Origin of the sequence: Streptomyces coffeae, assembly GCF_016741875.1 — a bacterium.
Taxonomy (GTDB): domain Bacteria; phylum Actinomycetota; class Actinomycetes; order Streptomycetales; family Streptomycetaceae; genus Streptomyces; species Streptomyces coffeae.
Genome location: NZ_JAERRF010000004.1, coordinates 212142 through 230364, shown reverse-complemented (window position 1 = coordinate 230364; position 18223 = coordinate 212142). Strand labels below are relative to the sequence as shown.

General features: G+C 70.0%; 15 protein-coding genes. 9 read left to right on the top strand and 6 right to left on the bottom strand.

Annotated features, from left to right (window positions below; translation table 11 throughout):
• Positions 1-226: 226 nt before the first annotated feature.
• Complete coding sequence (locus JK363_RS08125; protein WP_307821646.1) at positions 227-835, bottom strand: sigma-70 family RNA polymerase sigma factor; 609 nt, start codon at positions 833-835, stop codon at positions 227-229.
• 46 nt (positions 836-881) lie between these two features.
• Between JK363_RS08125 and JK363_RS44135 the strand changes: the two genes are divergently transcribed.
• Entirely contained in the window at positions 882-1088 is a 207-nt protein-coding gene (locus JK363_RS44135) for a zf-HC2 domain-containing protein (protein ID WP_201873266.1), read from the top strand.
• A gap of 192 nt (positions 1089-1280) precedes the next feature.
• On the opposite strand, the gene JK363_RS08115 is transcribed toward JK363_RS44135, so the two are convergent.
• Positions 1281-2033, bottom strand: coding sequence for a hypothetical protein (locus JK363_RS08115; RefSeq protein WP_201873264.1), 753 nt, complete (start codon positions 2031-2033; stop codon positions 1281-1283).
• Between the two features lie 199 nt (positions 2034-2232).
• Here JK363_RS08115 and JK363_RS43715 point away from each other — a divergent pair, with 199 nt between their 5' ends.
• The 3 genes from JK363_RS43715 (at position 2233) to adh (ending at position 5397) form a co-directional block, all read left to right on the top strand.
• Positions 2233-2361 (top strand): hypothetical protein, encoded by a 129-nt coding sequence (locus JK363_RS43715; RefSeq protein ID WP_268981013.1) that lies wholly within the window; start codon positions 2233-2235, stop codon positions 2359-2361.
• Positions 2362-2407: 46 nt separating this feature from the next.
• On the top strand, positions 2408-3673 hold the full coding sequence (locus JK363_RS08110) for a GAF domain-containing protein (protein WP_201873263.1): 1266 nt from the start codon (positions 2408-2410) through the stop codon (positions 3671-3673).
• Between the two features lie 200 nt (positions 3674-3873).
• Positions 3874-5397, top strand: coding sequence for an aldehyde dehydrogenase (gene adh, locus JK363_RS08105; RefSeq protein ID WP_201873254.1), 1524 nt, complete (start codon positions 3874-3876; stop codon positions 5395-5397).
• 91 nt (positions 5398-5488) lie between these two features.
• Here adh and JK363_RS08100 read toward each other — a convergent pair whose 3' ends face one another.
• Positions 5489-5938, bottom strand: a complete 450-nt coding sequence (locus JK363_RS08100; protein ID WP_201873251.1) for a VOC family protein — start codon at positions 5936-5938, stop codon at positions 5489-5491.
• 499 nt (positions 5939-6437) lie between these two features.
• On the opposite strand from JK363_RS08100, the gene JK363_RS08095 reads away from it, so the two are divergent.
• The 3 genes from JK363_RS08095 (at position 6438) to JK363_RS08085 (ending at position 10286) form a co-directional block, all read left to right on the top strand.
• The gene (locus JK363_RS08095) at positions 6438-6866 is read left to right on the top strand and encodes a hypothetical protein (protein ID WP_201873248.1); all 429 of its coding nucleotides are present in this window, start codon (positions 6438-6440) and stop codon (positions 6864-6866) included.
• A 16-nt stretch (positions 6867-6882) separates the two neighbouring features.
• Positions 6883-9123, top strand: a complete 2241-nt coding sequence (locus tag JK363_RS08090) for a hypothetical protein (protein WP_201873246.1) — start codon at positions 6883-6885, stop codon at positions 9121-9123.
• Positions 9124-9242: 119 nt separating this feature from the next.
• Positions 9243-10286, top strand: coding sequence for a hypothetical protein (locus tag JK363_RS08085; protein WP_201873243.1), 1044 nt, complete (start codon positions 9243-9245; stop codon positions 10284-10286).
• A 165-nt stretch (positions 10287-10451) separates the two neighbouring features.
• Here the strand turns inward: JK363_RS08085 and JK363_RS08080 are convergent, their stop codons facing one another.
• Positions 10452-11180: a hypothetical protein gene (locus tag JK363_RS08080; RefSeq protein ID WP_201873241.1), complete on the bottom strand. Its 729-nt coding sequence runs from the start codon at positions 11178-11180 to the stop codon at positions 10452-10454.
• Positions 11181-11564: 384 nt separating this feature from the next.
• On the opposite strand from JK363_RS08080, the gene JK363_RS08075 reads away from it, so the two are divergent.
• Positions 11565-14237 carry a helix-turn-helix transcriptional regulator gene (locus tag JK363_RS08075; RefSeq protein ID WP_201873239.1) on the top strand — a complete coding sequence of 891 codons (2673 nt, stop codon included), beginning with the start codon at positions 11565-11567 and terminating at the stop codon, positions 14235-14237.
• A 190-nt stretch (positions 14238-14427) separates the two neighbouring features.
• A complete protein-coding gene (locus JK363_RS08070; protein ID WP_201873237.1) occupies positions 14428-14790 on the top strand; it encodes a DUF779 domain-containing protein in 363 nt (120 codons plus the stop codon).
• A gap of 63 nt (positions 14791-14853) precedes the next feature.
• Here the strand turns inward: JK363_RS08070 and JK363_RS08065 are convergent, their stop codons facing one another.
• Positions 14854-17115, bottom strand: coding sequence for a putative bifunctional diguanylate cyclase/phosphodiesterase (locus JK363_RS08065; protein ID WP_201873235.1), 2262 nt, complete (start codon positions 17113-17115; stop codon positions 14854-14856).
• Positions 17116-17845: 730 nt separating this feature from the next.
• The gene (locus JK363_RS08060) at positions 17846-18109 is read right to left on the bottom strand and encodes a UBP-type zinc finger domain-containing protein (protein WP_201873233.1); all 264 of its coding nucleotides are present in this window, start codon (positions 18107-18109) and stop codon (positions 17846-17848) included.
• Between the last annotated feature and the right edge of the window lie 114 nt (positions 18110-18223).

Sequence of the window (18223 nt, the reverse complement as noted above, 5' to 3'; positions counted from 1 at the left end):
ACTCTTCCCGGTGCGGCCACCCGGGCGGTCCGCACCGGCCTCTCCCCCTTGCCGGCACCGGCCTTGCCGAGACCGGCACGACGCCCGCCCCGGGGACCGGACCGCCCCGCCGCGCGGACGATGCCACCGTCTCCCGCAACAACGCGCCGTCAGCACTGGGCGCCAGAACCCTGTTGCCCCAGCCCCGGCCGGTCACGCGAGCTGCGCGTGACCGGCCGGGCATGTTCTACCCGGTGCCCGCCAACGCGGGTTCGGGCAGGGGCGACGGGATCCCGTCGGGCTGGTCCGGCGCCGTCAGTTCGCCGATCAGGGCCTCGCGGGCCCGGGCCACCCGGGAGCGGACCGTGCCCACCGGGCAGCCCGCGACGACGGCCGCCTCGGCGTACGGCAGGCCCAGCATCTGGGTCAGCACAAACGCCTCCCGGCGCTCGTACGGCAGCAGCGCCAGCAGTTGCGTCAGCGCCACGCCCTCGTCGAAGCCGACCACCGGCAGCCCCCGGCTCTGGGTGCGTTCGGCCGCCGCCTGCCAGTCGTCGGTGTCCGACAGCCGCGGGCGGGCCGCGTTGCGGCGCAGCCGGTCGACGACCGCGCGGCGGGCGATCGACAGCAGCCAGGTGCGCGCGGAGGACCTCGCCTCGAAGCGCGGCAGACCGCGCAGCGCGCGCAGATAGGTCTCCTGGACGAGGTCGTCGGCCGACTGCGGGTCGCTCAGCCGTGACACATAGCGCCACACATCGCGCTGGGTGGCACGGATGAAGCGGTCGACGGCATCGGGGTCGCCACCGCGCGCGGCGAGCGCCCAGGCCGTCACGGTCTCGTCATCACGCTCCGGCACGGCCACCTCCGGTCATGCGGCGGACACCATCGGAGACGATGAGGGAGTGAGCTGCGCAGCGTTCCGTATCGCCCTTTCCGCTCGTGTCGACGGCGAGGAGCTCCCGCCGGAGGTGTCGGAGGGGGCGCTCGACGCCCATCTTCGGGTGTGTCCGGAGTGCCGTAGCTGGGGTCAACAGGCCCGGGAACTGCGGACGTTGGCGGCACATCTCGATGACGCGCGACTCAATGACGCGCGCCTCGACGGGAAGTGAGCGCCCCGGGGCCGGTGGCACGGCCTGAGCCGGTGGCACGGGTGGAGTGGCCGGGGCCGGGTGCCGTCGTGGCACGGCCGGACGGCTGCGAGCAGGGGTCATCGCCTGCGGTCCTTCCTGGAGTCCGGACACCGCCGCTGGGCGGTCGGTCCGGTGACATGGTTCGGTGCGCGTGCCGTCGTGGGGCGCCCGTCAGCGGGCGGGGACGGCGGACCGCACCGGCGGACCACGGGTGGCGATGACATGGACGAGCAGCAGTCGGCGCAGCCGCTGTGCGGTGCCCTCGCGCGCGGCGCGCGGGCGCGCTGGGCCGGGTGGCGGCGAGGTGCCGAGGAGCAGGGCCAGCAGCGGGGCGAAGAGCCGGGTGGCCAGGGTGCGGACCAGACGGAAGAGCCGGAACGCGGCCTGTTCGCCACCCGAGAGCCACATACCGCACACCAGAGCGACGAGGACGTGGGCGGACCACATGCCGAGCGCGCCGTGGCCCATGGCGCCGTGCGGGGGCACACCGTCCATGGGCATGCCCTGCATGGGCATGATGTCCATGGCGTCAACGGCGTGGGCATGGGCCATCTGCACCGCGCGGTGGTCATGTCCGGCCCCGGACATCCACGACGGGGACATCGACGACCCGGATACCGACGCCCCGGACACCGACGCCCGGGACACCGCACCGGCCGCCCCCGCCGTCAGCTCCTGCGCCAGCGTGAAACCCACGTGCAGCGCCGACTGCGCCCCCACTGTCGCGGCCGTGACCAGCAGCGGGCCGCGCTCCCGCCCCGCCACCGCCCATGCGGCGGCGCCCGTGACCAGCACGGCCACCGCGATGGCCCACCACGGGACCCCGGTACCGGACATCACCGCGTGGCCGAGCGCGGCGAGCAGCACACAGACCGCCGCGAACACCGTTGCCCGCAGCGCCCGTAGCCCGTGCCCCGCTTTCATGACGCCCTCATCGTCGCATTCGTGGCGTCCGCGCCCACGCCGGGGGCGCACTGACGCACCGCACCGCCGCATGAACGCGGAGAGGCGCCACGCCGTACCTGAACGCGACTTGTTCTGACTATTGCGGGGCATCCGCCTCACAAGGAAATCTGAACGCGGGCGGCCCCCACCGCCCCGTGTGTGAACCAAAGGATCGATCATGAGCTCCGACCAGTGCCCGAACTGCGGCGGCCACCTCGCGGTCAACCAGGACGGGTGGAAGATCTGTCACTCCTGCGGCTATGCCTCACCGCCCGGCGTCGCCCCCGCCCCATCCCTCCCCACCTGAACCACCCACCCCGACCCACCCGTCCGTACTGCTGAGTGAGGCCCCCGTGGTCAACCCCTGGCTGGCGATGGCACCCGGTACGAACCCGGCGGAGCGCACCCGCGCCGTGCGCCGCGCCCATGAGGAGTTCCTGACGGAGGGGGCCGTGGACCCGGCCGTCCGCCCGGTGGTGGCGGATTCGTGGCGGCGCTCGGCCGACGCCCGGGTGGTCCAGGAGTGCGTGGCGCCGATCGAGCTGACGGACGACACGCTGGAGGCGTACCGGGCCGACCATCCGCTGGCGCGGGTGATGCCGCTGTTCCGGGAACTGCTGGGCACGATCGCCTACGACGGCGCCCATCTGATGGCGGTCTGCGACGCGCAGGGGCGGCTGCTGTGGGTGGAGGGACACACGGGCGTACGGGACCGGGCCGAGCGGATGAACTTCGTGGCCGGGGCGCGCTGGGACGAGCGCCACGCGGGCACCAACGCACCCGGCACGGCGCTCAGCATCGACCACCCGGTGCAGATCTTCGCCACCGAGCACTTCAACCGCACCGTGCAGCCGTGGACCTGTGCCGCGGCCCCGGTCCACGATCCGCACACCGGCCGGCTGCTGGGCGCGGTGGACATCACCGGCGGGGACCATCTGGCCGCACCGCACAGCCTGGCCCTGGTGCAGGCGACCGCCCGCGCCGCCGAGGCACAGCTCGCCGCCACCGCGCCACGGCCGCGCGGGCCACGGATCAGCCTGTCGGCGCTGGGCCGGGACGAGGCACTGCTGGTGACCGACGGCCGACGGCTGCGGCTGGGGCGGCGGCACAGCGAGATCATGGTGCTGCTGGCGGGCCACCCCGAGGGGCTGAGCGGCGACCGGCTGGCGCTGGAGCTGTACGGGCAGCGGGCCGACCGGCAGTCCCCGGTGACGCTGCGCGCGGAGCTGTGCCGGCTGCGCCGGCTGGTGGGGCCGTTGCTGGGGTCACGTCCGTACCGGCTGTGCGCGCCGGTGCGCACCGATATGGCGGTGGCGGCCGACGCATTGGCGGCGGGCGATACAACGGCGGCGCTCGGGGCCTATCCGGGGCCGCTGCTGCCGCTCTCGGACGCTCCGGGGGTGTGCCGGATGCGGCATGTGCTGGAGGACGGGCTGCGGCGCACCCTGCTGAGCCACGGCGATCCGGAACTGCTGCGGCGGTGGGCGCAGACGCCGTGGGGCGAGGACGACCTGGAGGTGGCGGAGGCGCTGGTGGCGGCGGTGCCGGAGGGTGCTCCGGGCCGGGCGGTTCCGGCGGCGCGGGTGCGCCGGCTGCGCGAGGTGTACGGACTGACGTGAGCCGACGGCCCGGCTCGAATCCCCCGCTGTCACCGCTGGCTTGAATCGGCCGTCGGGGCGCAACGTCCGCGCAACGTCCCGGTGCCTAGCGTCGTTCCGTCTTCGACGAGGAGTGCCGCCGCCGCGAGGAGCGCCGCCGAGGGGCGGAGGTTCCCGGGGTGAGCGGCCGAGAAGAGGAACCACCACGGGAGGGCCGCCCCATGACGCGCTACGCAACCCCGGGCTCCGAGGGTTCGGTCGTCAGCTACCAGCCGCGCTATGACCACTGGATCGGCGGGGAGTACGTACCGCCCGCCCAGGGGCAGTACTTCGAGAACCCGAGCCCGGTGAACGGGAAGACGTTCACCGAGATCGCCCGGGGCACCGCCGAGGACGTGGAACGCGCCCTGGACGCCGCGCACGCCGCCGCGCCCGCCTGGGGCCGTACCGCGCCCGGGGACCGGTCCTCCGTCCTGCTGAAGATCGCCGACCGGATGGAACAGCACCTCGAGGAGCTGGCGGTCGCCGAGAGCTGGGAGAACGGAAAGCCGGTGCGCGAGACGCTGGCCGCCGACATCCCGCTGGCCATCGACCACTTCCGCTATTTCGCGGGGGCGATCCGAGCCCAGGAGGGCAGTCTCTCCGAGATCGACGACGACACGGTGGCGTACCACTTCCACGAACCGCTGGGAGTGGTCGCACAGATCATCCCCTGGAACTTCCCCATCCTGATGGCCGCCTGGAAGCTGGCCCCGGCGCTGGCCGCGGGCAACGCGGTGGTTCTCAAGCCCGCCGAGCAGACGCCCGCCTCGATCCATGTGTGGATGAGCCTGATCGCCGATCTGCTGCCGCCGGGTGTGGTCAACATCGTCAACGGCTTCGGTGTGGAGGCCGGGAAGCCGCTGGCATCCAGCCCGCGGGTGGCGAAGGTGGCCTTCACCGGTGAGACCACCACCGGCCGCCTGATCATGCAGTACGCGAGCGAGAACCTGAAGCCGGTCACGCTGGAACTGGGCGGCAAGAGCCCGAACATCTTCTTCGACGACGTCTGGGCGGCCGACGACGACTTCCGGGACAAGGCGCTGGAGGGGTTCACCATGTTCGCCCTCAACCAGGGCGAGGTGTGCACCTGTCCGTCCCGGGCGCTGGTCCAGAGCGGCCACTACCAGGACTTCATGGACGCGGCCGTGGCCCGCACCGAGAAGATCGTGCAGGGGCACCCCCTCGACACCGAGACCATGATCGGTGCCCAGGCGTCCAACGACCAGCTCGAGAAGATCCTTTCGTACCTGGACATCGGCAAGCAGGAGGGCGCCCGCATCCTCACCGGCGGCACCCGCGCGGAGCTCGGCGGTGAGCTGGAGGGCGGCTACTACGTCCGGCCCACGATCTTCGAGGGCGCCAACCACATGCGGGTCTTCCAGGAGGAGATCTTCGGCCCGGTGGTGGCGGTCGCCACGTTCGCCGACTTCAGCGACGCGATCGAGATCGCCAACGACACGCTCTACGGCCTGGGCGCGGGCGTCTGGACCCGCGACGGCTCCACGGCCTACCGCGCCGGACGCGCCATCCAGGCGGGCCGCGTCTGGACGAACTGCTACCACGCCTACCCGGCCCACGCCGCCTTCGGCGGCTACAAGCAGTCCGGAATCGGCCGCGAGACCCACAAGATGATGCTGGACCACTACCAGCAGACCAAGAACCTGCTGGTGTCGTACTCGCCGAAGAAGCTGGGCTTCTTCTAGCCGCAGCAAAGGGCGCCTGACCTGGGCTGATGCCCAGGTCAGGCGCCCTTTTCGGCATGCACGTACGCGGGTATCCGCCGGTGTGCGGCGCCTATCCGGCGGGCGGGTCGGCGTACACCCCTCGGAGCATGCCCGTGGCCTGGCCGACCTCGATGAGATATCCATCGGGGTCGCGCAGATAGCAGCGCAGTTCGGCCTTCCGGTCGAGTGGCTCCGTGAGGAACTCCGCTCCTCTGGCCACCGCGTCGGCATAGAAGGCGCCGATGTCGGCGACACGGACGTTCAGGAAAGCGGACACGGTGTCGCCGTTCTCCGGCGGCACAAGGGTCACACCAGGCTTGTCCGGTGTGGGCCCGCCCCCGGGGTTCATGATGATCCAGCTGTTGGCCACCTTCACGATGGCCGGGTTCTCCTCCAGCACGACCTCGCCGCCGAAGATGTCGGCGTAGAAGCGCCTCGATCTCGCGACGTCGCGCACGGTCAGGAAATGAGTCAGCAGGAGCCCCTGCTCAGGTGCAGGCAGATCGCCAGGTGTCGTCATCGCCATGGCCCTTTCTGGCAGGCGGAGAGCCAGCCGATCACACCGGGCCGCACTCTGCGCTCTACCCGGACGGGCTCCCCCGGGTAACCCGGTAGGAGCGGGATATGCGGGCGGCCTGCCAGGGCGTGAGCTCTGCGGTCTTCACTGCGACCACTCAGCTGTCAGGGCACAGGGAAAGGAGCGTCTTTACCCTTTGCGATGGCATCAGAGCAACGTCAACACGAGCACCTCGGGCACACCTCAGCACGCCGCTCGAGCCCGGCATATGACGAAGGCACCCGCAGCGAAATCCCAGGTCGAACGCACACTCCTACCCTGCTGAACGCTGTTCATGCTCACACGGCTTGAACCGCCGCCCACCGACGAAGAGCTGTCGTGCTCATGCGATGCTTGCAAACGAGGAGTGACAGATCGCAACGGGGGAATCACAGCCGTACCGCTCGGGCGGAGAGCGAACCTGACGGTACAGAGAGACGAAACGGAACGGGGAGAGCTTGAGATGACATGGGACGAGTGGGAGCAACTGAAAGCCGAGGCGTTGCAGAACCAGCGGACCGATATGCGACTGAACAGCGCTGCCGACCCTGGCGGTGGCCGCTCCGGTGACGCTCCCGACCTGAGGACGAACGCCCCGGGCAAGAAGGCGGCCGTCAAGGCATTACGTGAGCGAATCCGCCCCGGAGCCACCACGGCCGGCAACCACGCAGACGAGACATCGAGCGCGGCTGTACGGGAGTTCAAGGACTGGGACACAGGTGCGGGCCTCAAGGATGCGCACAAGGAATGGGAGTTACAGGTCAAGCAGCTGAAGGCACGCCTTGAGGCGGACCAGGCGGCGCTTGCGAAGACCAAATCGGACTTCCAGTACGTCGACTTCACCACCGGGAACAGGATCGCCCAAGCACAGGACCAACGGCGCGACGCCTGAAGAACCGGGGGAAAGCGTGCTCACTTACCAGGATGTAACCACCATCAAGATCGGGTTCCTAACAAAGGCGGCCACCAGTTGGGATGACATGGCCGACGGCTTCAAGGAACTGGAAACGCTCTACAAGACGCAGGTGGAGTCCGTCGCGAACGACGGCGTTTGGGTCGGTGTCGCCGCCGGGGCGGCTTCTTCCCAGTTCTCGGCCACACGTAAGCAACTCGCCGACGCGCAGGTTGAAGCTCGTGCCATAGCTTCGATTCTCCGGGATGCCCACCATCAGTTCTCAACACGGATCGCTGATGTGAAGGAGGCAGCCGCGCAGGCGCGCAAGGCCAAGCTTTCCGTCAACAGCAAGGGCGAAGCTGTTTACGATTACAGCAAGCTGACGCCGATGCGGCACGACGAGAACTACCCCGACTATGTGGCGAAGGCGAAGAAGGCGGAAGCCAGTTGGACGAAGAAGATCAAGGATGCCGTCCAGGCCGTCGATGACGCGGACCAAGGTGTCAAGCTTGCGCTCCATGAGGCGGCAGGCATCAAGGGTTTCTTCGAGGACATTTTCGACCGCGCCCTGGGGCAGTCTCACAACTTCAATGGTCACGCGGTCGGCGACATCGAGCGGTACGAAGCCGCCGAGGCCAGGCAATACGCGAAGCAGGTCCTCGACGGCGAGAAGCCCGACGACCTGAAAGAATTTCGGCGCTTGATGCGCGACAACTCCGGCGACGTCGCGTTCAGTCGGACCCTGTTGGACGGACTCGGCGCTCGTAAGACACTGGAGCTCGCCAACAAGATCGATGAGTTTGCCTACTTCGACGACAAGAAGCACGGCAAGCAGTACCTGGAGATTCAGACGGGACTCGCCGATTCACTGGCGACCGCGACGCGGGACCCGAAGTCCGAGTTCTACAAGCACTTCCGCTCGGAAATGCGGAAGGCAGGGATCGAGAAATACAACATGGATGGCCTGAGTAAGATTCCGGACGAGAAGATCCGCGGCTATCAGAGCCTGGCCACCCTGATACAGCGTGGGCACGGCTATTCAGGGCAGTTCCTCAAGGACACAGCGGACGACATCCGACACGCAGAAGAGACCTACGTACCGCCCAAGGGGCACTACGAATCCATCTGGGCGCTTCGGGACGGCTACAGCGGAAAGGACCGGGGCTGGTTCGCGAACGATCCGCTCGACAGTGTCCTCGGCGTCATGTCCCGCGACCCCGCGACCAGCACCGAGTATCTGGACCCGGCGAAGACCGACAATCTGAAGTACCTGCTGCACAATCGGGACTGGGAGACCGCCATCGACCACTACGCCACCCCGCCCGGTGGCACCACGACCGGCCCACCGGTCATGGCGGAGGACGGTGACGTCCGCAAGGGCTTCGGCGCGGCGCTGGAAGCCGCCACGACCGGGGAGAAGCCGGGGACGTACCATCAGGTCGGGCAGCACACCCTGTCCGAGGCCCGGATCATGCAGCACACCGTCAACACCCTGTACTCGGACGGCCATGCTGAGGCACTGCCCAAGAACCTGATCAAGCCGTTGGCCCACGCTCTCACGTCATACACGCCCGACACCCACGAAATCTACGCCAAGTCGGATTCGAGTTACGACATCGACTGGAAGAGTCCGGGTTCTGTGTGGAAGGACGAGGACGGGGCGCATATGGCGGTGGGGTACCAACGCATCGCCGCCATCATGCGAGGCGTCGCCGACGACCCGGAGGCTTTCGGTCACCTCTACGGGGCGGAACAGCAGCACTCACATGACGTACTGGCAGCCATTCCGAGGGACGCCGGAGACAAGACGATCACTGATCGCATCAGGGAGTCCTCACGCGCCATAGGCGCCTACGACGGCGTACGGTCGGACATCATCTTCGACGAACGGTTCAACAAGACGCAGTGGGCCGCCGACTTCAACCAAGGGCTGAGCACGTCCCTCAACACGGCGCTGATGTTCAAACCCGACTCTCTCGCCGGCGCCGGAGATCTCACCTCGAAGGTTATTGACGTATGGGTGTACGAATCCAATAAGGATCATGTGGCCGAGGCGAACGTCACCGCCACCAATAAGAACGCCGAGACCTACGATGCCGGCCTGAACGACGTGGAGCACATGGTCAGAGCATGGGGGAACAGCCGAGGCCATGACATCGACAGCGACTACACGAAGTTCTTCCTGCACGACAGCCAGGAGGCATACGACTTCGGCCGTAACCGCGCGCTCGACACCTTTCGGTCCGATCGCTGACGCAGCGCGGAGTTTCCTTCAACAGAATGAGCACAGTGCAGTTCCTATCAAGGCTTCGACGAATTCACCCAGGCTGGTATGCGGGGGCACTCGCCCTCCTTCTGTGCATCCTGACCCCGGTGGTGTACTACACCGGGGTGTACGACTCCTGGCGGAACAACCGCTCACTCGACCAGGCCTGCGGCGGCACCCTGGCGCAGGGCGGGCTCAGCACGGCCCTGAACTCCTCGAACCTGAGGGCCAAATCGCTTGACGACGGAGAAGAATCCCTGGCCAAGTGCTTTGTGGAGAGGGCCGACAAGGGCGCGGACGGCAAGCTGCGGATCACCCTGCAATGGAGCAGCAGCGAGAAGTCCGCCCGCCTCTCCTACTCTTCGTACGACATCCACAACGGAGCCAGAGCGCAGGCGGCACCGGTCGGCAGCGGCTGGCCGGGCGTGATCAGAAAGTACGGTTACCTGGGCTCGACGGTCATCGTCGCAGTCGACTGCCAGAACCAGAGGAACAAGGCCCTCGTCGCTTCCGGGGAGGTCTTCAAGACGCCGGACGGAATTTCGCAAGACGACACCGTCCTCACGGGGCTGGCCCGGGTGACCGCGGAGACCGCCCTCAAGGCAGCCACGAAGCACGGGTGCAAGGCGAGCGGGGGCAAGAAGCTCACGCATGTGCCTGGCCTCTCTGCCGGCCGCCCCGGTACGGGCAAGCCACTGAAGCAGGCACGGGGATCCTGCGCACCGCTTCGGGGGCTTCGTGAAGAGGCAGCGGAGAACGGGACACCCGAGGTCATTGAGTATCCCGCCGACGCGCTGGCTCCGCAGACGAACTGCTACCTCCTCACACCGTCCAAGAAGCCCGGATACGGCCTGTACGCCTTCTACGGCGCCGCGGCCAAGGCATTCAACGCGAGCGAGGACGGTGCTTCCCTCGAGACGGGTGGGGGGCCGACACATGACGACAAGGATTACGCCTGGGCCACCGCGGAGTGCCCCCAGTCCACGGAACGCGCCCTGTTCGTGCTGTACCGCCTCTATGACAGCGACACCGACACCTACCCGGTCCGGCATTTCTCGTCCCGGTTCGCGGCGTCCGCGGTGAAGGCGTTCGCGGACCACGAGGCACGGCAACGAGGGTGTACGGGGGTGAAGCTGGCGCCCCGGCCCTGATCTGCCGGTCGCACGTGCCGCAGTGGCTGGACACCGGCCGACCATCGCACCATGGCGCCTGACCCGGAAGCATGTCCTGGTCAGGCGCCTTTGCGGGCGTGAGTCGGCATCGTCCGCGCCACGTACGCCCGCCGACCGCCGTCGGCCGTGGCGGCCCCGGACGCGTCACCGCCGGGGCAGCTGGTAGCGGAAGCGCAGCTCGAAGACGCCCTCCAGACCCCCCGTCGCCGGGTCGAAGCGCCTGAGATCGGCGATCTCGACACCGCTGCCGCGGATGCCCGCGAACTCTCCGGTGCCGCCGAGGATGACCCCGCGGCCGTCCTTGCGGGGGCCCGCCGTGGTGGTGGCGTTCAGCTTGCCCACCCAGGGCTTCTTGCCGGCGAAGGCGGGCTTGAAGACCTTGGTGGCAACCTTGGTCGAGTTCTCGATCTGATCGAGGACGAGGGAGCCGCGGCCCGGGAAGAACAGCGTCCACACGGTGTGGGTGAGCATCTTTCCGGACGCGAAGTCGGTCTTCGGCAGCACCTCCTCGATCTCGGTGGAGAAACCGACGACCTTGCCGTTCTTGTCGCGGATCTTTCCGCCCAGGGCGAATGCCTTCCGCAGCTTGGGTTCGGTGAATTTCGCGATCCCTGAGGGGAACACCGCCAGCGGCAGATTTCCCCGGTGCGTCTCAAACACACCGTCCTTGGGCACCCGGGCGAAGAAGGACTCCTCGATCCAGCCGGATTCCTTGCCGGAGCTGCCGGACCGGTCGCGACGGTCGTTGTCGTCGGAGTCGAGTGCGTACACCCCGACCGGAATGGCGATCGCCGCCACCGCGACGCTCGCGATTCCAATCATCATGCGGCGGCGCCTGGCGTCCTTGTCCGGTATTTCGCTGGGGGCGGTCATGGAATCTCCTCACCAGTCATTTCCGCACTGCGGATCCGCAGTGCGGAGGAAATCGTGACTCCGGCGACGCGCGTTTCCGGGAGTATTCGCTACTCCCCGCCACCCGGGAGCGGGTCGTGTAGCAGCGGTTCGGCCGCCCGTTGGGTACGACTTGCTCATGTCCGGGCCCCGCGGCCGGGGGATCCTCTGTGAGGAAGGACCGGCTCGGCCCACCACGCCGAGCCGGTCCTCGGGGACGGAGCGAGGACGGCCCGGGGATGTACCGGGACGACCAGTGATGTCACGGATTCGGACGACGGGCCCCGGGCTCAAGCTGGCGGTGCCGCATGCCGACGGCTGCGTACGGCGGACCGCTGCCCGTTCCGAACGCTGAAGGACATCTCGATGGCTACCGCAGTGCCCGCGGCACCGTCCCCGCCGCCTCCGTACTCCGGAGGGCCGCCGCCCTCGTCCCGCGACGAGGCGGACGCGCTCCACACGGTCGGTCTGACCAGCGAGACTCCCCTCGTGGGCAGGGAACGCGAGCTGACCGCGGGCCTCACCGTGCTGGGCCGCCGCCACGGGCCCGGCGGAGTGCTGCTGACCGGACCCGCCGGGATCGGCAAGACCCGTCTCGGAGAGGAACTCACCACCGCGCTCCTGCCGCCGCATCCCGGTGCCGCCACTGGTCCCGCCACTGGCGTCGTCACCGGCATCGACCACCTCGCGCCCGGCGACGCCCTGCCCACGGTCCGGCGGCTGCTGTGCGCCGGGGCCCGGCGGCCACGGCTGCTGTGGATCGACGACGCCCATCTGCTGCCGCCCGAGGCGATCGAACCGCTACTGCTCCTGCTCCGGCGGCGCGGCGACAAGATGCTCCTGGGCGTCAACCCCGACGAGGCCCCGCCGCATCTGCACGCGCTGTGGAAGGACCAGCACCTCGCCCGGGTGGATCTGCCACCGCTGGACGTCCCGGCCTCCCGACGGCTTGCCGGTGCCCTGCTGGACGACCGGCTGGCCCAGACCGGTGTCGCCCGGCTGGCGCGGATGTCGGCGGGCAACCCCCTGCTGCTGCGTGAGCTGGTACGCGCCGCGCTCGCCCAGGGCGTACTGCGTCAGGACGGGGGCTGGTGGCACCTCGACGACGCGCTGCCCACCTCCGACGCGCTGCGCGACCTGGCCGACCGGCGGCTCCGGCCGCTCGGTACCGAGTCCCGGCGCGCCCTGGAGCTGATCGCGCTGGCCGAGCCCGCCCGGCTGGACGTCCTGGAGGACCTCGTCGGGCTGCCCACCCTGCTGGACCTGGAGGACCAGGGGCTGATCCGGGCCCCCGACCCGCGCCGCGGAACCGATGGGTCCAGCGAGGCGACGGTCCGTATCGCCCATCCGTATCTGGGGCAGGTGCTGCGCCAGGGAGTGGCGCCGCTGCGCCGCAAGCACTATCTGCGGACCTGGAGCGGGGCGCTCCCCGGCCCCGAGGTCCGGCCCCCGGCCGAGCGGATCCTGCTGGCCGAGTGGCATCTCGACACGGGGGGCGTCCCCGGCCAGGACGCGCTGCTGGAGGCGGCGCAGGACGCCCTGAGGGCCCATGAGCTGCCGACCGCGGCCCGGCTGGCCGCCGCTGCCTGGAACCATTACCGCACGGCGGAGGCGGCCGAGACGAAGGCGCGTACGCTTCTGGCCCGTGCCGAGTTCGGGGAACTCCACGCCTTCGTCACGGCGGTGTGCGCCGAACACCCGCAGTACGGCGCGGTGCTGGATCCCGTCCGGGCGCGCGCCTTCGTCTTCCAGGGCCGTCCGCGCGAGGCCGAGGAGATGGCACACGGGCTGCCCGCGGCCGACGCGGCGCTGGTCAGCGGCATGGTGTGCTTCTTCAGGGGGCACTTCGGCGAGGCGCTGGAGCACTGTGCGCCACTGCTGCGCGCCCCACTGCCCTCGCACCGGCTGGAGTCCGGTCTCTTCGCCATGGCGACCCTGTGCTACCAGGGACGGCCGTCGGAGGCCCTGGAGCACTACCGGCGGCTTCGGGAGGACACCGAGTTGCCCTCCTCACTCGCCTGGCCGCTGATCCAGGACTCCCTGGAGGAACTGCACGCGGTGGCACTGCTGTTCACCGGGAGGCTCGAGGAGGCGGAGATCCTGTTGACCCGCGAGTACCACGCCGCCACCCGCGAGTACGCGACACGGGTCGACGCTCAGCGCGGACTCTCCCTGGGCGCGGTGATGTACGAGCGCGGCCGGCCGCGCCAGGCCCTGGCGTACCTCACCTTCACCCCCGCCTACCAGGTCGGCTGGCAGCCCTGGGAGGCCATGTCCCGCGTCTACTCCGCGCTGGCCATGAGCTGTCTGCCGTCCGGGGCCGGTCCCGCCGCCGACGTCGACGCGGCCGATGGCCATGACGGCGAAGACGGCACGCTCGACGGGCTGTTCGGCGGCCACTGCCGCGGCGCTCTGCGGCTCGCCCGCGCGCGCCGGGCCCACCGCGCCGGGGACGTCAAGGGCGCCACCCGGGTGCTGCACGACGCCGTCGAGGACGCGCTGTCCCACCGCGGCTACGCGGATGTGGTGGCGGTGCTGCACGAGTGCGCGCGCCTGGGCCTGGAGCAGCACCCCGCGGTGCACCGCGAACACCCCGTCCAGGGGCAGATGCTGCGCGCCCGGCTGCTCTACGCGCGCGCGGTGGCCGACGGGGACGCCAAGCTCCTGGGGCAGGCGGCCAGGGCGCTGGCCGAGACCGGGGCCCATCTGTACGCGGCCGAGGGCTACGCCGAACTCGCGCGGCTGCACCGCCGGGCGGGCCGCGACCGGGCCGCGACCGCGGCGACGGCGCAGGCCCGTACGCTGCTCAAGCGCTGCGACGACGTGGTGACCCCGCCCCTGGACTTCCTCGGGGAGAGTGTGCCGCTGTCGGCGCGCGAGCGCACGGTGGCGCGGCTGGCCGCGCAGGGGCTGACGGACAAGGAGATCGCGGGCCAACTGGTCATCTCACCGCGGACCGTGAGCAACACCCTGTACCGGATCTACCAGAAGATCGGTGCCACCGACCGAAGACATCTGCGGCAGTTGCTGTCCGGATGACCGGGCAGCCGGATGACCGGGCAGCCGGGTGGCCGGGTGGCCGAGCAGCCGGATAGCCGGATTGCCGGGCATCAGGCGCCTTCCGTGCGCACCGCGCGCCCGGGCACGCGCCCGTGCAACCATCTCGCAACGTGGGAGCGGGTTGGCTGGCTCGGTAGCGTGGGATCACGGCCAGGAGAGGAGTCGCAGGATGTCCGAGGTGTCGCGGATCGCGCTGACCCCGGCCGCCGCCGAACTGATCCGCCGGCTGAGCGCGGCCCACGGGCCGCTGATGTTCCACCAGTCGGGCGGCTGCTGCGACGGCAGTGCGCCGATGTGCTATCCGCTGGGTGAGTTCCGTACCGGTGCGTCCGATGTGCTGCTCGGGGAGCTGGCGGTGGACGGGGTCGAGCTGCCGGTGGGCTTCTGGATGTCGGCGTCGCAGTTCGAGCGGTGGCGGCACACCCATCTGACGGTGGATGTGGTGCCGGGGCGGGGCAGCGGTTTCTCCCTGGAGGCGCCGGAGGGCGTGCGCTTCCTGATCCGCTCACGGCTCCTGGACACCCGGGAATAGCGCACCGGCTTCCGGACCACACGCCGGGACGGTCCGAGGGGCCCGCCCGGCGCGGACGGTGTCTCAGCTGGCGTCGGCCAGCGCCAGGGTGTGCAGCCGCTCCGGCGGGCCGGGGCGGGCGTAGTACCAGCCCTGCGCGGTGTCGCAGCCCAGCATCCGCAGATGGTCGGCCTGCACCGCGGTCTCCACGCCCTCCACGGTCACCGCGAGATCGAGGGTATGGGCGAGCGAGACGATCCCCTCGACGATCTTGACGTCGACGGGGTCGGCCGGGGCGCGCTGCATACCGCGAGTGAAGGAGCGGTCCAGTTTGAGCTGGCTGACCGGCAGCCGCCGCAGGTAGGAGAGGTTGGAGTAGCCGGTGCCGAAGTCGTCCAGGGCGATGTCCACGCCCAGGTCGGCGAGTTGGCGCAGCGGCCGCAGGGCGTCCTCGTCGGCGCCGATGAGGTCGTTCTCGGTGACCTCCAGGCACAGGGTGCTGGGGCAGAGCCCGGCGTTCTCCAGCACCGCCACGGTGTCGGAGACCAGGGTGGCGTGGCTGAGCTGGCAGGGCGAGAGGTTGACGTTGACGCGCAGCGGCTCGCTGTTGTCCTCGGCCCCGTCCCGCCACTTCCGGGCCTGCCGGGCGGCCTGCTCCAGCACCCAGCGGCCGAGCGGCACGATCAGTCCGGTGTCCTCGGCCAGCGGGATGAACTGGTCGGGGCCGAGCACTCCGTGCACCGGGTGCAGCCAGCGGACGAGCGCCTCGGCGCCGCGTACGGTGCCGTCGGCGAGCCGCACCAGGGGCTGGTACTCGATGAAGAACTCGCCCTTCTCCAGGGCGGCGGGAAGCCCGTTGGTGAGGCTGTGGCGGGCGATCACCCGGGCGTTGGAGTCGGCGTCGGCGAGTTCGTAGCGGTTGCCGCCCGCGGCCTTGGCCCGGTACATGGTGATGTCGGCGCTGCGCAGCACCTCGGCCCGGCCGATCTCACCGGCCCGTCCGTCGACGACGCCGATGCTGACCCGCACCTGGAGTTCGCGGCCCTCGACGCGGACGGGCTCGGCGAGCGCGGCGAGCATCCGGCGGGCCAGCTCGGTGCCGTCGGTCTGCGCCGAGGGGCCGGTGACCAGGGCCATGAACTCGTCGCCGCCGACGCGGGCGATGAGTTCGTCGGGGGAGGCGAGACAGGCGTGCAGCCGCTCGGCGACGGCCATGAGCATCCGGTCCCCGGCGGAGTGGCCGAGGCTGTCGTTGACGGCCTTGAAGCCGTCGAGGTCCAGATAGCAGACGCCGAACCGCTCGGCGTCCGCGCCGGCGGCGAGCACCTGGTCGAGACGTTCCAGGAACTGGGCGCGGTTGGGCAGTCCGGTCAGCTCGTCGTGGGTGGCCTCGTAGCGCAGCCGCTCCTGGAGTTCGCGGTGCTCGGTGATGTCCTCGGCCAGGGTGAGCTGGTACTGCGGGGCGCCGGTGGAGTCGCGGAGCAGGGTGACCGTCAGATTGGTCCACAGCACGCTGCCGTCGTGGCGGTGGTGCGGCTTCTCGATGCGGAAGTGGTCGCGCTCGCCGTTCACCAGCTGGCGGTAGAGCTCATGGGAGCCCGGCGGGGTGTCCTTCGGGTGGACGAACTCGCTGACGTTGCGGCCGGGCCGGAAGACGTCGCGGCCGCCGAACATGGCGGCCATGGGGTCGTTGACAACGAGGATCTCGCCGTCGAGCGCGGCGATGCCGACGCCGATGACGGCGCCCTCGAACACCGCGCGGAACTTGGCCTCGCTGGCGTGCAGCGCCTTCTCGGCCTCGGTGCGGGCGGCCAGCGCGGCCCGGGAGATGGCCCGCTGGGCGTCGCGCTCGCGGGCGCGCAGCTCGCGGACGAACCCGGCGGCCAGCGCATGCTGCAACCGGGCGCAGCGGGCGCGCGCCTCGGCCTGGTCGAGCAGGCCCCGCTCATGGTGCTCACCGCTCGCCGGGTCCGGCGGGCAGTGATCCACCAGGTGGGTGTCGACGGTGCCCAGGACGGCGGGCAGTGCCTCGGGTTCGGTGCACTGGGCGTCCACCAGGGCGGCCCCGACCTCGTAGGCCGCCGTGGTGTCGAAGGGATGGGTGTGCAGCGCGGTGGCCAACTCGCGGGCCAGCGGCAGCAGATGGCCCTCGAACTCCTCGAAGGTCATGGTCGTCGCCGCGACCGGGTGGACTGCGCGGCTCCACAGGGCCGCGAACCGTTTCAGCCCGGGGTCCTCCGCGCGGGCGGTGTCGCGGGCAGTGTCTTGGGTACGGTCCTCGACAGTGTCGTTGGCGGCCTGTCCAGCACCGCCGGCACGTCTCGGCCCGCCCGGTTCCGACGTCATTTCGCATGCTCCGCGGAATGGCCCTCCTGGACCGTTCCGTCCTTGCCTGCGGCGTACGTTCCCTCCGGCCGCCAGTCCACGTCCTGCACTTCCTTCGCCCTCTTCCGGCTTCCGGGGCCGCCCTCGGGTCGTCCGCGTCCTCGGGGAAGTGGAGCACGACGAAGAGCGGCAGGGCAACCCGCTGCTGAGGCGAGATTACTGATCAACCATTCGATGGGGAAAGGAAAAACGGAAATCGACAGTCCACATCCAGCCCGGGGAGAAGGGAGAAGCCGGGAGAAGCCGGGCACCTGTCAGCGGCACCTGCCACCGTCCGGATCGCGCCATCGCGCGGCCTCCGGAGCGGGTCCCGCCGCAGGACGGCGCGGGAATGGGGCGGTTCCGCGGGGGCGGTTGCCGGGGCACTCACGAGGCATACGCCCGGGCGTCCGGGTCCGCGGCGGCCGATGAGGCCCGCGGGGGCGAGATGGCGGAGTTCGGCTGCCCGGAACGAGGACGGTGATGCTGAGCACACTGTCCGCCAATCCGCCCCGGCCCAGGGGGAAGTGTGCTCATCGCCTCCCATCTCCGGGGGCGTGCAGGGACGTTGGGCGACTCTCATCGGCGCACTCTTTCACAACGGCGCGCCGCCTCACGCCCCTGCGCGGTCTCACACCCCTGTGCGACCCGATGTCACCGCGCGGCTCGACGTCACCGCACGCCCTCATGTCACCGCGCGGTCTCCCCCGGCTCAGACCGGCGCCTCGTGCACATAGCACCACCGCCAGTCCTCCCCCGGCTCCAAAGGCGCCACGACCGGATGCTTCTGATCGGCGGCGTGGACACGCGCGTGCTTCAGCGGCGAGGAGTCGCAACAGCCCACATGCCCGCAGGTCAGACAGAGCCGCAGATGGACCCAGAGGGAACCCATGCGCAGACACTCCTCGCATCCCTCGAGGGTGCGCGGGGTGACATCCCGCACCATCGTCAGATGCGGATCCGCTTCGATGGCCATCGTCTTCGCCCTTCGCCGCCGGAATCGCGCCCGTCGCCACCGGTGGAACCAGTGGCGGTACCACAGTGACCAGAGTGACAAAACAGAGGCCGGTGGTCCTGCTCCTGGCGGGTC